Origin of the sequence: Actinomadura atramentaria DSM 43919 (genome assembly GCF_000381885.1) — a bacterium.
Lineage (GTDB): Bacteria > Actinomycetota > Actinomycetes > Streptosporangiales > Streptosporangiaceae > Spirillospora > Spirillospora atramentaria.
In genome coordinates, this window is sequence record NZ_KB907219.1 from 1 (window position 1) to 14241 (window position 14241).

Here is a 14241-nt window from a genome sequence, read left to right on the forward strand (position 1 = left end):
GCTTCGGTGCTTCGGAGGGGTTGGGGTTGGTCGTTCGGTGGTTTTGGCGAGAGGGAAACACCCGGTCCCATTCCGAACCCGGAAGTTAAGCCTTTCAGCGCCGATGGTACTGCATGGGGGACTGTGTGGGAGAGTAGGACACCGCCGGACTCTTTTTCAGTCGAGGGTCGCCTTGTTTTCGAGGCGGCCCTCGACGCATGTATTGGGCCGGCCGAAGTAGGCTGCAAGGGTCCACCGAACGACGAGAACAGTGACGGTTGTGATGAGCGCGGAAGAGGACGGCCGGGGCGGCGACGACCGGCGAGGCAGGGACGGGGGGCGGGACAAGCCCGCCCGTCGTGGGGGGCAGCCTCGCGGGGACGCGGGTAAGCGCGGCAACGGCGGTCCTCGGGGCGGTGCGCCCCGGTCCGGGGGGTCGGGGGACTCCCGCGGCCGGTCCGGCGGCTACGGCGGATCGCGGGGCGGTCCGCAGGGCCGCTCCTTCTCCGGCGGGCGTCCGGGCGGCGGCCCGCGCCGCGACGACCGGCGCGACGACCGTCGTACGGGCGGCGGCTTCCGCGAGGGCGACCGTCCGGGCGGCGGACCGCGCGACGGGCGCGGGTCCGATCGGCCGTTCCAGCGGCCCGACGACCGGCGCGGCCAGGGCGGCGACCGGCGCTTCGACGACCGCGGCGGCCGTGGGCCGGGCGGTCCGCGCCAGGGCGGCGGCGACCGGCGGTTCCAGGGCCGGCCGGGCGACCGCGACGACCGGCGTCCCTACAACTCCGGCGGCGACCGCTACGAGCGCGGCGGTCCGCGCGACGATCGCGGCGGCCGCGGCCCCGGCGGGCCGCGCCACGACAACGGCTCGGGCCGTCCGCAGGGCGGCTTCCGCGGCGGCGACCGCTCCGGGCGGTTCGAGGACCGGCGCAGACCGGGCGGTCCCCGGTTCGCAGGCCGCGACGACCGGCGGGGGTCGGGCGGCCCGCGCGGTGATCGGCGCGACGACCGTCCCGGGAGCTCCGGCGACCGCCGTGGCCCGGGACCGCGTTTCGAGCGCCGCGACGAGCGCGGCGGCGGGTTCGATGACCGGCGTGGGTCGGGTGGCCCCCGGTTCGAGCGCCGTGACGACCGTGGCGAGCAGCGTGGACCCGGCGGGCCGCGTTTCGAGCGCCGTGATGACCGTGGCGATCGGCGCGGGCCGAGCGGCCCTCGGTTCGAGCGCCGCGATGACCGTGGCGAGTGGCGCGGCCCCGGCGGCCCCCGCTTCGAGTCGCGCGACGGTGGCGACCGCAAGTTCGAGCGGCGCGACGATCGCGATGACCGGCGCGGGTCGGGTGGTCCGCGTTTCGAGCGCCGGGACGACCGCGGTGGACAGCGCGGATCGGGCGGACCGCGGTTCGAGCGTCGAGACGATCGTGGTGACCGGCGTGGGTCGAGTGGTCCCCGGTTCGAGCGTCGGGACGATCGTGGTGAGCAGCGTGGATCGGGTGGTCCGCAGTTCGAGCGGCGCGACGATCGCGGTGAGCGGCGTGGACCTGGTGGCCCGCGCTTTGAGCGTCGGGACGACCGTGGTGAGCGGCGTGGGCCGGGTGGTCCCCGGTTCGAGCGTCGGGACGACCGTGGTGAGCGGCGTGGGCCGGGTGGTCCCCGGTTCGAGCGGCGCGATGACCGTGGTGGCCAGCGTGGCTCGGGTGGTCCGCGTTTTGAGCGGCGTGACGATCGCGGGGAGGGGCGTGGGCCTGGCGGCCCGCGTTTCGAGCGTCGGGACGATCGTGGTGAGCGGCGTGGGCCGGGTGGTCCCCGGTTCGAGCGGCGGGACGACCGCGGGGGGCGGTCGGATGAGCGGCGCGGGCCCGGTGGGCCTCGGTCGGATCGCCGGGACGACCGGCGTTCGGACCGGCCGTCCTTCCGGGGCGACGACCGGCGGCCGGGGAAGCCGTGGCGTGAGCGCGGGGAGGACCGCGACCGGTCCGGTCGGCCGTACGAGCGGCGCGGGCGGGACGCGGAGAGCCGCGAGCCCGCCGAGCCGAAGCACGACGACCCGGTGCTGCCCGACGACGTCACCGGCGACGAACTGGACGCCGACGCGCGCGCGGGACTGCGGTCGCTGCCGAAGGACCTCGCGACGCGCGTCGCCCGCCACCTGGTGATGGCCGGGCGGCTCGCGGACGAGGACGCCGAGCGCGCGTACGCGCACGCCCGGGCGGCGCGCCGCGTCGCGTCCCGCGTCGGCATCGTCCGGGAGGCCGCCGGGCTCGCCGCCTATCACGCCGGGGAGTGGTCGGAGGCACTCGCGGAACTGCGGGCGGCCCGCCGCCTCGGCGCGGGCGACGACTCGTACCTGCCCGTCATGGCGGACAGCGAGCGCGGGCTCGGCCGCCCCGAGCGCGCGCTCGACCTCGTCAAGTCGCCCGACGCGGACCGGCTGGACGACGCGACGCGCGTCGAGCTGCGGATCGTGGAGTCCGGCGCGCGCCGCGACCTGGAGCAGTACGACGCCGCCGTCGTCACGCTCCAGATCCCCGAGCTGCGGGACCGGCGGCTGCGGCCGTGGTCGGCGCGGCTGTTCTACGCGTACGCCGACGCGCTCGTCGAGGCGGGCCGTGACGAGGAGGCGTCGGACTGGTTCGCGCGCGCCGCGGCGGCCGACCGCGACGCCGAGACCGACGCGGCCGAGCGGTACGCCGAGCTGGAGGGCCTGGAGATCGTCGACACCGAGGAGGAGGACGGCGAGACGCCGGCCGCCGGCGAGGGGGCTGACGACGTCGCGTCCGTGATCGAGGAGACCGCGGCCGAGGCCGCCGGTCCCGCCGACGACTCGGGTGAAACCGGCGAGGGGGCCGACGATGTCGCGCCCGTTGCCGAGCGGACCGCGGTCGAGGACGCCGGAGATGCGGGCGAGGACGTCGCTGCCGTAGAGGCCGAGGCGGCCGCGGACGTCCCGCCTGCGGTCGAGGCGGCCGCGGTCGATGAGATCGTGGTCGAGGAAGCCGTGGTCGAGGACGGCACGGCGGAAGACGTCGTGGTCGAGGAGACGGTCGTCGTGGCCGAGCCCGGCGATGCCGCGTCCGCCGAGCCCGAGATCGCCGTCGAGACCGTGATCGACCCCGTGGCGTTCGAGTTCAAGCCCGAGGTCACCGTGTCGCCCGAGCCCGTCGACGACGTCGCGGCCGAGGCCCCGGCGGTGTTCCTGGAGCCCGAGCCGGCGCCGGAGCCGAAGCGCGACCCGGACGAGCGTCCCGGCGAGTGACGAGCGAACAGCCCCCAGGCCGACGGCCCGGGGGCTGTTCTGTTCACGGCGGTCAGGCGTGCCGGGCGAGCGCGTGCATGATCCCGGTGACGTTGCTGTGGTCGCTGTTGAGCACCTGGTACTTCTCGGCGATCTCCGGGTCGATGTCGTCCTGGGTGATGCGGTAGCGGTCGTTCGTGCGCTCCTGGACCATCGCGACGGCGTGGTCGACGTCCAGTCCCGCGTCCTGGGCGTCGCGGACGGCGTCCACCCACACGCGCAGTTCCTCGGCGGAGCGGTCCAGCGTGTCCTCGACCTCCGCGACCGGCCCGTAGTGGGCGAACAGCAGCCGCTGCGGCTGGAGGGACGCGAAGCGGCGCAGGGACGCCAGCGCGGTGTCGAGGTCGAAGTCCGGCGGCGGCGTCGCGGGCCGGACGTCGGCGGTCTCGGGCAGGTAGACGCCCGCCGCGTCCCCGACGTACAGGTCCCCGGTGGCCGAGTCCATCAGCCCGACGTGGTGCTTGGCGTGCCCCGGCGAGTAGTGGGACTCCAGGCGGCGGCCGCCGCCGAGGTCGATGACGCCGGTGTCGTCCACGGCGCGGATGCGCGCGGCGTCGGTCGGCTTCAGCTCGCCGAACAGGACGTCGAGCGCGTCGCCGTAGACCATGCGGGCGCTGCGCATCAGCCGTTCCGGCGACGCCAGGTGGCGGGCGCCCTTCTCGTGGACGACGACCTCCGCGCCGGGGTACATGGCGGCGATGTCGCCGACGCCTCCGGCGTGGTCGAGGTGGATGTGGGTGACGACCACGGTCGCGAGGTCGGACGCGCCGACGCCGAGTTCGGTCAGCGCGGCCTGGACGGTCGGCGCCGATCCGGACGTCCCCGGCTCCACCAGGCAGGGCCGGTCGGACAGGATCAGGTACCCGGCCGTGATCCCCGCGTACCCGGCCATCCGGGTGTCGATCTCGTAGACGTTCCCGCCGAGCGGGGTGATCGTGGTCTCCATGCGTCGATCCTCGCTCTCCGGCGGCGGGTTATCCACAGTTCCCGGACGGGTTTCCGGCGGGGTCGTCCGCCGGGTCATCGTGGTCCGGGAGGTCGAGCAGGCGCAGGACGAGGCCGCTGCGGGGCTTGGGGCCGAAGGAGGTGGACTTGCGGGGGACGCGCTCGCCGCGCGCGGCGAGCGCGGTCACGTCCTCGACGGACAGGGGGTTGAGCAGCACCGCCGTGCCGCCGGTCGCGCGGGCGAGGTCGAGCGCGGCGCGCGGGTCGTCGTGGACGATCTCGACGGCGCTCGCGGGCAGGTCCCAGACGTCCGCGATGAGGAGCCGGTCGAGGACGGTCGTGTTCAGCGAGCGCAGGAGAGGGGAGGCGTCGGGCGGCAGGACCCGGGCGAGCCGCGCCGGGTCCGGGTCGGTGAGCAGGTGGAGGTCGTCCGGGCCGCCGAGCAGGAACGCGGGGCCGCGCGCGGCGGCCAGTGCGGCGAGTCCGGTGTCCGGGTCGGGCTGCGGCGCGACGGTGAACGCCGTGCGGGCGGCTGCCGCGGCGCGCTCGGGCGGGAGGCCGGGCACGACGCGGTGGATCGCGCTGAGGCGCGGCGGGTAGCGGGTCGAGTCGACGAGGAGGGCCATGCCGTAGTCGCAGGGGCCGGGGCCGTCCTGGCGGGCTTGGAGCAGGCGGTACGTGGCGTACCGGTGGTGTCCGTCGGCGATGAGCGCGCGGCGGGGGAGGAGGTCGCGGGCGATCTCGGCGTGCAGCCGCGGGTCGGTGATGCTCCAGAGGCGGTGCGTGAGGCCGTCGCGGTCGAGGAACGCGACGAGCGGATCGGCGTCCGCCGCGCGGTCGACGATCGCGGCGGTGGCCGCGCCGCCCTCGTAGGTGAGCAGGATCGGTTCCAGGTTCGCGCGGGTCGCGGTCATCAGCGCGAGGCGGTCGCGGACGGGGCCGGGGTAGACGTTCTCGTGCGGCAGGACGACGCCGTCGCCCTCCGCGCGCAGGCCCAGCGCGCCGATCAGGCCGCGCTGGAGGACGCGCGCGCCCTCGGCGGCCTCGTACACGTACAGGGCCGGGCGGTCGTCGGGGGCCAGCGAGCCGTCGGCCAGCCAGCGGCGCAGCGTCGCGGCGGCCTCGGCGTGGTCGGCGCCCGCCGCGCGGGACCGGATGAGGCGCGCGACGTTGTGGCCGTCGCCGTCCAGCAGCGCGCGGACGGCCTGGTCGTCGATGAGGTCGTACGGCGGGCTGGTCACGGCCGCGAGGCCGCCGACGCGGCGCGGGTCGAAGCGCACGCCCCGGAACGGGGCGAGGACGAGACCGGCGGCGGCGCGCGGGTCCGGTGCCCCGAACGCCCGCGCGCTGAATTCCTCCGGACTCGATCCGGAAGGGAGATCGCCGTTCACCGTGGGCATGCTATTCACCGGCGGCCCCCCGGTCCCCGGGCGGGTACCGTCGAAGAGATCCAGAGTCGCAGGGGAGGTCCATATGAATTCCCAAGGACCGCAACGGCCGGAGGATTCCCCGGACGAGCATCCCCCCGAGGGCGGCGTGTACGAGTGGTACACCCGCGGGCTCGTCCTGCTGAGATCGGGCAGCGCGGCGGCGGCGCTGCAGCTCCTGTCCCGGGCGGCCGAGGCCGAGCCCGAGTCCCGCAGCATCCGGGAGGCGCTGGCGCGCGCGCAGTTCGGGGCGCGCCGGTTCGACGACGCCGCCGCGAGCTTCCGTTCGATCGTCGCCGACGACCCCGCCGAGGACTACGCCCTGTTCGGCCTCGGCCTGGCCCTGAGCCGGATGGGCGAGTTCCGCGCCGCCGTGGAGCCGCTGGCCCTCGCGGCCGCGATGCGGCCGGAGAACAGGGACTACGCGAACGCGCTCCGGCACGTCCGCGCGACCCTCGCCGCCCGCGACTGACCCCCGACCCGAATCCCCGTCCCGACCGATCCTCCCGGCCGATCCGACCCCCTGACCCGATTCTTCCGCCCGAACTCCCTGGCCGTTTCCCCCAAGGCCCCGCGCCCCCGGCCGTTCTCTCCGACTGAGACTCCGGCCGATCGTCCGGCTGCGCGTTCCGCGGCCCGTGTCGTCGTCTTTCGTTCGAGTGGAGCGGACTCCGCGGTGGGGCCGGTGGTTTCGATCATTTTGTGATCGGGTGATGTGTGATGCGTGTCATGTCCCGTCCGGGGGCGGGAGCGGTCGGCGGGTGCGTGGGGGCGGGGCGTTGCTGGTGGCGGGTGGTGGGGACGGGCGGGGTGGGGCGGTGGAGCGTTCCGGGCGGGGCCGGGGCGGCGGCGGACGGGATGGTGAGATGGGACCGTGAGCCGGGTCACCGGGCCGCCAGCCAAGGGATGGGGTGCCATGAGAGCGTCCGACGGACCGCTCAGCGAGGTCTACGACGTCGCGCTGCTCGACCTCGACGGGGTCGTGTACCGGGGCCACCGGCCCGTTCCGGGAGCCGCCGAGGCGCTCGCCAAGGCCCGCGCCGCCGGGCAGCGGCTCGCGTTCGTGACCAACAACGCGTCGCGCACGCCGTCCGCGGTGGCGACGCTGCTGCGCGAGGTGGGCGTCCCGGCCGACCCCGCCGACGTGGTGACGTCCGCGCAGGCCGCCGCGTCGCTGCTGGCCGAGCGGCTGCCCGCCGGGTCCGCCGTGCTCGTCGTCGGCGGCGCGGCCCTGCGCCGCGCCCTGCACGCCCGGGGCCTGCGCCCGGTGTCGCTGGCCGCCGAGCGGCCCGCCGCCGTCGTGCAGGGCTTCGACCCCGGCCTCGACTACGGGCTGATCGCGGAGGGCGCGAAGGCGGTGCTGGCCGGGGCGCTGTTCGTCGGCTCCAACGGGGACCGGACGATCCCCGGCGCGGACGGCCGCCTCAAGCCGGGCAACGGCTCGCTGCTGCAGGTCATCCGCACCGCGACGGGCGTGGACCCGATCGTCACCGGCAAGCCCGAGCGCCCCCTGCACCGCGAGTCCGTGGAGCGCACCGGGGCGGAGCGCCCGCTCATCGTCGGGGACCGCCTGGACACCGACATCGAGGGCGCGCACAAGGGCGGCGCCGACAGCCTGCTGGTGTTCACCGGCGTCACCGGCGTCCGGGAGGCGCTGACGGCCCGCCCCGACCACCGCCCGACGTTCCTGGCCGCCGACCTCGGCGGGCTCCTGACCGCGCACCCGGGCGTCGACCGGGCGGGCGACGCGTGGCGCTGCGCGGGCTGGACCGCGCGCCGCGCCGGGGACGTCCTGGACGTGACCGGCGCGGGCGACCCCTACGACGGCCTGCGCGCCCTGGCCGCCGCGTGCTGGCGCGACGACGCGCCGGTCGGCGCGGCCGCGCTGGACGGGCCGCTCGCCGTCCTCGGCCTCGGCTGACGCCCGGCCCGGGCGCCCGCACACGGACGTTCAGAGGACCTTGCGCAGCCGCAGCAGGTCGGTGAAGCTCGCCTCGACCTTCAGCCGCCCGGCGGCCCACGCCCGCGCCGGGTGCAGGCGCTCGTCGGCGAGCGCGACCAGGTCGTCGCTGCCGACCGTCAGCCGCACCTGCGCGGCGCGCGGGTCCTCGTCGGGCGTGAACGGGTCCAGGCCCCCGGCGTGCAGCCGGGTGCGGTACGCGACGCCGAGGTCGGGCACGCGGCAGGAGACGGTGCGCTCCACGACGTGCTCGGCGAACGCGTCGGCGTCCACCTCGGCGAGCCGGGCGGCGAGGCGGCCGAGCGCCGCGCGGCATTCCTCCTCGTTCGCCATCAGGCCGTTCCCCCCGTTCGATCGACGACGATCCCCTGCGGGGACGGTAGCGTTCACACCGGGCCCCAGGCGACTCGCGACCCGCGGTCGGGGCCGTCAGGAGGTGAGACCTTGATGTCCGACGACGCCGCGCCGCCCACCCCCGCCGGCGTGCCCGCGCCCACCGGGGACGCGCGCGTCGACGCGGTCCTCGCGCGGCTGCGGGAACTGGCGGGCGCGCCGGTCGCCGCGCACGTGGAGGTCTTCGAGGACGTCCACGCCCGGCTCCAGGAACTGCTCGGCGGCGACGCCGAGGACAGGGCCGCGGACAGGGCCGCCGACCCGGCCGCCGCGCCGCGCCCGCCGCTGCCGCGCCCGCCCGCGCCCGGCGCGGTCCGCCCGGTGCCGGGCCCGCGCGCATGACGCGGAGTCGGCTCGACGCCGAACTCGTGCGGCGCGGCCTGGCCCGCTCCCGCGAGCAGGCCGCGCGGCTCGTCGGCGACGGCCTGGTCCGCGTCGGCGGGCAGGTCGCCGCCAAGCCCGCGACGCAGGTGGACCGGGGCGCGGCGATCGTCGTGGCCGAGCCCGCGGACGGCCCGGAGTACGTCTCGCGCGGCGGCCACAAGCTCGCGGGCGCGCTCGCGGCGTTCGCCGGGCTGGACCCGGCGGGCCGCGTCTGCCTGGACGCGGGCGCGTCCACCGGCGGGTTCACCGACGTCCTGCTGCGCGCGGGCGCGGCCCGCGTCCACGCGGTGGACGTCGGCTACGGGCAGATCGCCTGGTCCCTGCGCACCGACGACCGCGTGGTCGTGCTGGAGCGCGTCAACGTCCGCGAGCTGACGCCCGAGCTGCTGGGGCGGCCCGCCGAGCCCGCCGCCGACCTGGTGGTGGGCGACCTGTCGTTCATCTCGCTGCGCCTGGTGCTGGAGCCGCTGCGCCGCTGCGCCGCGCCGGACGCCGACTTCGCGCTGATGGTGAAGCCGCAGTTCGAGGTCGGCCGGGAGCGGGTCGGCGCGGGCGGCGTCGTCCGCGACCCGGCGCTGCGCGCCGAGGCGGTCCGGGACGTCGCCGCGCACGCCGCGACGCTGGGCCTCGGGGTCCGGGGCGTCACCGCGAGCCCGCTGCCCGGCCCGTCCGGGAACGTGGAGTACTTCCTGTGGCTGGTCGCGGGCGCGCCGCCGCTGGCCGAGGAGGACCTGGCCCGCGCGATCGAGGAGGGGCCGCGGTGACGGACGGCGAACGGCGGTCGGTGCTCGTCGTCGCGCACACGGGGCGGCCGGAGGCGGTCCGCAGCGCCAATCTCGTCATCGACCGGCTGACCGGGGCCGGGATCACGGTCCGGGTGCTGGAGGACGAGGCCCGCGAGATCGCCAGCGAGGACGTCGAGGTCGTCCCGGACGGCCCGTCGGCGGCGGCCGAGGCCGAGGTCGTCATGGTCCTCGGCGGCGACGGGACGCTGCTGCGCGCCGCCGACCTGGCCCGGCCCGCCGGGACGCCGCTGCTCGGCGTGAACCTCGGGCACGTCGGGTTCCTCGCCGAGGCCGAGCGCGAGGACCTGGCCGCCACCGTGGACCGGGTGGTCTCGCGCCGCTTCGACGTCGAGGAGCGCATGACGGTCGACGTCACGGTCCGCCGCAACGGCGAGGTCGTCGGCGCGACGTGGGCGCTGAACGAGGCGTCGGTGGAGAAGGCCGAGCGGGAGCGGATGCTGGAGGTCGTCGCCGAGATCGACGGCCGTCCGCTGTCGAACTGGGGCTGCGACGGCGTGGTGTGCGCCACCCCGACCGGCTCGACGGCGTACGCGTTCTCGGCGGGCGGCCCGGTGGTGTGGCCGGAGGTCGAGGCGATGCTGGTCGTGCCGATCTCCGCGCACGCGCTGTTCTCCCGGCCGCTGGTCGTCTCGCCGCGGTCGCTGGTGGCGATCGAGGTGATGGCGGACACACCGTGCGCGGTGCTGTGGTGCGACGGGCGGCGCATGATCGACCTGCCCGCCGGGGCCCGCGTCGAGGTCCGCCGGGGCGAGCATCCGGTGCGGTTGGCGCGGCTGCACCGCACGCCGTTCACCGACCGGCTGGTGACCAAGTTCGGGTTGCCGGTGACCGGCTGGCGGGGGCGGTCGCGGCCGCGTCCGGAGGAGCCGGGAACCGGACAGGGGCGATAATCTCGGCAGCCGCGGGAACCGGGAACTGTTGTGCGAGGGGTTGTGACGCCGGTGCGTCCGATGATCGATGAGGTGCGGATCAAGGGCCTCGGTGTGATCGACGAGGCCGTGCTCGACCTGTCTCCCGGCTTCAATGTCGTGACGGGCGAGACCGGGGCCGGGAAGACGATGGTGGTGACGAGCCTCGGCCTGCTGTTCGGCGGCCGGGCCGACCCGCAGCGGGTCCGGCCCGGCGCGGACCGCGCCGTCGTGGAGGGCCGCCTGGTGGTGGACCCGGGCGGCCGGGTCGTCGAGCGCGTCGAGGAGGCGGGCGGCGAGCTGGACGACGGCGCGCTGATCGTCACCCGGTCGGTGTCGGCGGAGGGGCGGTCGCGGGCCCATCTGGGCGGCCGGTCCGTCCCGGTGAGCCTGCTGATCAACCTGGCGGACGAGCTCGTCGCCGTCCACGGCCAGTCCGACCAGCAGCGGCTGCTGCAGTCCGGGCGGCAGCGCGCCGCGCTGGACCGCTACGCGGGCGGCGAGCTGACCAAGCCGCTGCGCGCCTACACGCGCACCTACCAGCGGCACCGCCAGGTCGCGGCGCTGCTGGACGAGCTGACGACGCGGGCCGCGGAGCGCGCGCGGGAGGCCGAGCTGCTGCGGTTCGGCCTCGACGAGGTCGAGAAGGTCGACCCCAAGGAGGGCGAGGACGTCGAGCTGGCCGCGGAGGAGGAGCGGCTCGGCCACTCCGACGCGCTGCGCGCCGCCGCCGACACCGCCCACGAGGCGCTGCTGGGCGACCCGGCCGCCGCGTTCGAGGCCCCGAACGTCGTGAGCCTGCTCGGGCAGGCGCGGACGGCGCTGGAGCAGGTCCGCGACCACGACCCGGCGCTGGGCGCGCTCGCGGACCGGCTCGCCGAGGCCGGGTACCTGGTGTCGGACGCCGCGACGGACCTCGCCGCCTACGCCGAGTCGGTCGACGCCGACCCGGCGCGGCTCGCGGTCGTCCAGGAGCGCCGCGCCGAGGTCGTCGCGCTGGCCCGCAAGCACGGCGGGACGGTCGCGGAGGCGCTGGCGTGGGCGCGCGAGTCCGCCGCGCGGCTCACCGAGCTGGCGGGCGACGACGAGCGGATCGGGGAGCTGCGCGCCGAGCACGCGGAGCTGGCCGACCGGCTCGCCGCCGAGGCGGGGGAGCTGACGGCCGTCCGGGAGCGCGCCGCCGAGCGGTTCTCCGAGGCCGTCACCGACGAGCTGACCGCGCTGGCGATGCCGCACGCGCGCGTCGTGGTGCGCGTCGGGCCGGCGGGAGAGTTCGGCCCGCACGGCGCGGACGACGTCGAGGTGCTGCTGGCCCCGCATCCGGGGTCGCGGCCGCTGCCGCTGAACAAGGGCGCGTCCGGCGGCGAGCTGTCGCGGGTGATGCTGGCGATCGAGGTCGTGTTCGCCGGGTCCGATCCCGTCCCCACGTTCGTGTTCGACGAGGTGGACGCGGGCGTCGGCGGCAAGGCGGCCGTCGAGATCGGGCGGCGGCTGGCCCGGCTGGCGCGCAACGCGCAGGTGATCGTCGTCACCCACCTGCCGCAGGTCGCGGCGTTCGCCGACCAGCACCTGCTGGTGGAGAAGGCCAGCGACGGGTCCGTCACCCGCAGCGGCGTCACCGCGCTGGACCGCGAGGGCCGCGTCCGCGAGCTGTCCCGGATGCTCGCCGGGCTGGAGGACTCCGAACTCGGCCGCGCCCACGCCGAGGAACTCCTGGCCCTCGCCGCCGCCGAACGATGACACCGCACAGCGACCCGAGGGGGGTTTCCGGCGCTGCGCGCCGCGAGCCCCCAGGGCTCGCGGCGCGCAGCGCCGGCGCGGAGGATGCACCGCAGTGAGCGCCAGCGAGCGAGGACGCATGCTCTGCGCCGCGGGGGGTCCGGGGGGTCGTCCCCCCGCGATGACACGCCCCGCCGTTGCCCTGGGCGGTCCTTGTGCTCTGGCAGGATGAGGGAGCGATGAACGAGCCGTCACCCACCACCGACCGGCGGGCCCGCCTCGCGCCGCTGCTGGCGCGGCGCGTCCGCGTGTTCGGGCGCGGGCGCGGCGCGGACGGGGTCACCGGCACCGCCCGGCTCGACCGCCGCACCAAGAACCTCACCAAGCGGCTCCAGCCCGGCGACGTCGCGGTGATCGACCACGTCGACCTGGACCGCGTCAGCGCCGAGGCGCTGGTGTCGTGCCAGGTCGCGGCCGTGGTGAACGTCGCGCCGAGCATCTCGGGCCGCTATCCGAACCTCGGGCCGCAGATCCTGGTCGAGGCGGGCATCCCGCTGGTGGACGACGTCGGCCCGGAGGTCTTCACCAAGCTCGCCGAGGGCGACCGGGTCGTCCTGGACGGCGGCGCGGTGCGGTGCGGCGAGGAGACGGTCGCCAAGGGCACCGAGCAGACCGCCGCGACCGTCGAGGACGCGCTCACCGAGGCCAAGGCGGGGCTGGCGCACCAGTTGGAGGCATTCGTCGCCAACACGATGGAGTACGTCAAGCGCGAGCGGGACCTGCTCATCGACGGCGTCGGCGTCCCGGACGTCCAGACCAAGATCAGCGGGCGGCACGCGCTGATCGTCGTGCGCGGCTACCACTACCGCGAGGACATCGCGGCGCTGCGGCCCTACATCCGCGAGTACCGGCCGGTGCTCATCGGCGTGGACGGCGGCGCGGACGCGCTGCTGGAGGCGGGCTACCGGCCCGACATGATCGTCGGCGACATGGACTCGGTGTCGGACCAGGCGCTGACCTGCGGCGCGGAGATCGTCGTCCACGCCTACCGGGACGGCCGCGCGCCCGGCCTGCAGCGCGTCCACGACCTCGGGCGGGAGGCGGTCACGTTCCCCGCCACCGCCACCAGCGAGGACATCGCGATGCTGCTGGCCGACGACAAGGGCGCCACGCTCATCGTCGCGGTCGGCACCCACGCCAACATGGTCGAGTTCCTCGACAAGGGCCGCGCCGGGATGGCCAGCACGTTCCTGACGCGGCTGCGGGTCGGCAGCAAGCTCGTCGACGCCAAGGGCGTCAGCCGCCTGTACCGCAGCCGGATCTCCACCTGGCAGCTCCTCTTCCTCGTCATCGGCGCGTTCGTCGCCATGTCCACCGCCGTGTCCATGTCCCCCGCGGGCGACGTCATCCGTCCCCTGCTGGCCGACCGCTGGCACGCCTTCCTCTTCTGGCTGACCGGACTCTTCTCTTGATTGATTTCCGCTACCACCTCGTCTCCATTGTCGCGATCTTCCTGGCGCTGGCGCTCGGCATCATCCTCGGGTCGACCACCCTGTCGGACTCGGTCACCGCGGGCCTGAAGCGCGAGGCCAACACCGCGGCCAAGCGCAACGAGGCGCTGCGCCAGGAGCAGACGCGGCTCACCGCGCAGACCAAGGGCCAGGAGCAGTTCGCGCAGGTCCTCGGCGCGCAGGTCGTCGAGGGGCGGCTCAAGGGCCAGTCGGTCGTGCTGGTGGAGGCCCCCGGCGCGGGCAACGACGGCATCGAGAAGATCGGCGCGCTGGCCAAGGCCGCGGGCGCGACGGTCACCGGCCGCGTCACGATCCAGGCCAAGTTCCTGGACGCGCGCGAGGGCGCGACGGTGGACGAGCTGGCGACGCAGCTCAAGCCCGCCGGGACCGCGTTCCCGTCCGACGCCGACCCGTACGCCAAGGCCGGCGCGGTGCTGGCGTCCGCGCTCGTCACCCGCGACGCCGCCGGGATCGGCCGCGAGGACGCCTCCGGCAGCGCGATCCTCGGCGGCTTCCAGCAGGCGGGTTACCTGACTCTCAGCGGGAAGCCCGCCCAGCATGCGACACTCGCCGTCATGGTCGCGCCGTCCAGCCCGTACACCTACTCCGGCGGCGACGCCGCGAACAAGGCGCTGCTGGCGGTGACCGGCGCGCTGGACCGCGCGGGCCGCGGCACCGTCGTGGGCGGGCCGCAGCAGGCCGCCCAGGAGGGCGGGCTGATCACGGCGCTGCGCGACTCCGACACCGACAAGAGCGTGTCGGCCGTCGACACGGCCGACACCGCCTCCGGCCAGGTCGTGACGATCCTGGCCCTCCAGAACGAGTTGAGCGGCAAGTCGGGGCAGTACGGCACGGGCTCGGGCGTGAGCGGGTACCTGCCGTCCCCGGCCCCCGCCGCCGGGAAGAACGGATGAGCC

General features: G+C 76.0%; 12 protein-coding genes and 1 rRNA gene. 10 read left to right on the top strand and 3 right to left on the bottom strand.

All coding sequences use genetic code 11. From position 1 onward, the window contains the following. Positions 1-33 precede the first annotated feature (33 nt). Together rrf and G339_RS35205 are read left to right on the top strand one after the other, a co-directional pair. Positions 34-150, top strand: a 5S ribosomal RNA gene (rrf, locus tag G339_RS0124460). Positions 151-2026: 1876 nt separating this feature from the next. Further along, a complete protein-coding gene (locus G339_RS35205; RefSeq protein WP_019633694.1) occupies positions 2027-3232 on the top strand; it encodes a hypothetical protein in 1206 nt (401 codons plus the stop codon). 52 nt (positions 3233-3284) lie between these two features. Here G339_RS35205 and G339_RS0124470 read toward each other — a convergent pair whose 3' ends face one another. Both G339_RS0124470 and G339_RS0124475 read right to left on the bottom strand, forming a co-directional pair. After that, positions 3285-4217: an MBL fold metallo-hydrolase gene (locus tag G339_RS0124470; protein ID WP_019633695.1), complete on the bottom strand. Its 933-nt coding sequence runs from the start codon at positions 4215-4217 to the stop codon at positions 3285-3287. A 28-nt stretch (positions 4218-4245) separates the two neighbouring features. After that, the gene (locus tag G339_RS0124475; protein WP_019633696.1) at positions 4246-5616 is read right to left on the bottom strand and encodes a DUF1015 family protein; all 1371 of its coding nucleotides are present in this window, start codon (positions 5614-5616) and stop codon (positions 4246-4248) included. A gap of 73 nt (positions 5617-5689) precedes the next feature. Here G339_RS0124475 and G339_RS0124480 point away from each other — a divergent pair, with 73 nt between their 5' ends. Further along, complete coding sequence (locus tag G339_RS0124480) at positions 5690-6115, top strand: tetratricopeptide repeat protein (protein WP_026341745.1); 426 nt, start codon at positions 5690-5692, stop codon at positions 6113-6115. Between the two features lie 444 nt (positions 6116-6559). After that, on the top strand, positions 6560-7564 hold the full coding sequence (locus G339_RS0124485; RefSeq protein ID WP_019633698.1) for an HAD-IIA family hydrolase: 1005 nt from the start codon (positions 6560-6562) through the stop codon (positions 7562-7564). 30 nt (positions 7565-7594) lie between these two features. Here G339_RS0124485 and G339_RS0124490 read toward each other — a convergent pair whose 3' ends face one another. Further along, a complete protein-coding gene (locus G339_RS0124490) occupies positions 7595-7936 on the bottom strand; it encodes an SCP2 sterol-binding domain-containing protein (protein ID WP_019633699.1) in 342 nt (113 codons plus the stop codon). 114 nt (positions 7937-8050) lie between these two features. On the opposite strand from G339_RS0124490, the gene G339_RS35210 reads away from it, so the two are divergent. The 6 genes from G339_RS35210 to G339_RS0124520 all read left to right on the top strand — a co-directional run bounded on the left by G339_RS35210 (position 8051) and on the right by G339_RS0124520 (position 14238). Further along, on the top strand, positions 8051-8338 hold the full coding sequence (locus G339_RS35210; RefSeq protein WP_019633700.1) for a hypothetical protein: 288 nt from the start codon (positions 8051-8053) through the stop codon (positions 8336-8338). Continuing rightward, positions 8335-9144 carry a TlyA family RNA methyltransferase gene (locus tag G339_RS0124500; RefSeq protein ID WP_019633701.1) on the top strand — a complete coding sequence of 270 codons (810 nt, stop codon included), beginning with the start codon at positions 8335-8337 and terminating at the stop codon, positions 9142-9144. Before G339_RS35210 ends, G339_RS0124500 begins: the two co-directional genes overlap by 4 nt. Beyond that, on the top strand, positions 9141-10076 hold the full coding sequence (locus G339_RS0124505; RefSeq protein ID WP_019633702.1) for an NAD kinase: 936 nt from the start codon (positions 9141-9143) through the stop codon (positions 10074-10076). Before G339_RS0124500 ends, G339_RS0124505 begins: the two co-directional genes overlap by 4 nt. Before the next feature lie 60 nt (positions 10077-10136). Then, entirely contained in the window at positions 10137-11834 is a 1698-nt protein-coding gene (gene recN, locus G339_RS0124510; RefSeq protein WP_019633703.1) for a DNA repair protein RecN, read from the top strand. Positions 11835-12052: 218 nt separating this feature from the next. Further along, positions 12053-13285 carry a putative cytokinetic ring protein SteA gene (steA, locus tag G339_RS0124515; protein WP_019633704.1) on the top strand — a complete coding sequence of 411 codons (1233 nt, stop codon included), beginning with the start codon at positions 12053-12055 and terminating at the stop codon, positions 13283-13285. Next, positions 13282-14238, top strand: a complete 957-nt coding sequence (locus tag G339_RS0124520) for a copper transporter (protein WP_019633705.1) — start codon at positions 13282-13284, stop codon at positions 14236-14238. The genes steA and G339_RS0124520 overlap by 4 nt, the downstream gene beginning before the upstream one ends. Positions 14239-14241 lie beyond the last annotated feature (3 nt).

What these genes read in the sequence shown, in the direction of transcription:
- G339_RS35210 (WP_019633700.1), top strand. Translation starts at nt 8,051, where the DNA reads ATGTCCGACGACGCCGCGCCGCCCACCCCCGCCGGCGTGCCCGCGCCC.
- G339_RS0124480 (WP_026341745.1), top strand. Translation starts at nt 5,690, where the DNA reads ATGAATTCCCAAGGACCGCAACGGCCGGAGGATTCCCCGGACGAGCAT.
- steA (WP_019633704.1), top strand. Translation starts at nt 12,053, where the DNA reads ATGAACGAGCCGTCACCCACCACCGACCGGCGGGCCCGCCTCGCGCCG.
- G339_RS0124475 (WP_019633696.1), bottom strand. Translation starts at nt 5,616, where the DNA reads ATGCCCACGGTGAACGGCGATCTCCCTTCCGGATCGAGTCCGGAGGAA.
- G339_RS0124490 (WP_019633699.1), bottom strand. Translation starts at nt 7,936, where the DNA reads ATGGCGAACGAGGAGGAATGCCGCGCGGCGCTCGGCCGCCTCGCCGCC.
- G339_RS0124485 (WP_019633698.1), top strand. Translation starts at nt 6,560, where the DNA reads ATGAGAGCGTCCGACGGACCGCTCAGCGAGGTCTACGACGTCGCGCTG.
- G339_RS0124500 (WP_019633701.1), top strand. Translation starts at nt 8,335, where the DNA reads ATGACGCGGAGTCGGCTCGACGCCGAACTCGTGCGGCGCGGCCTGGCC.
- recN (WP_019633703.1), top strand. Translation starts at nt 10,137, where the DNA reads ATGATCGATGAGGTGCGGATCAAGGGCCTCGGTGTGATCGACGAGGCC.
- G339_RS0124470 (WP_019633695.1), bottom strand. Translation starts at nt 4,217, where the DNA reads ATGGAGACCACGATCACCCCGCTCGGCGGGAACGTCTACGAGATCGAC.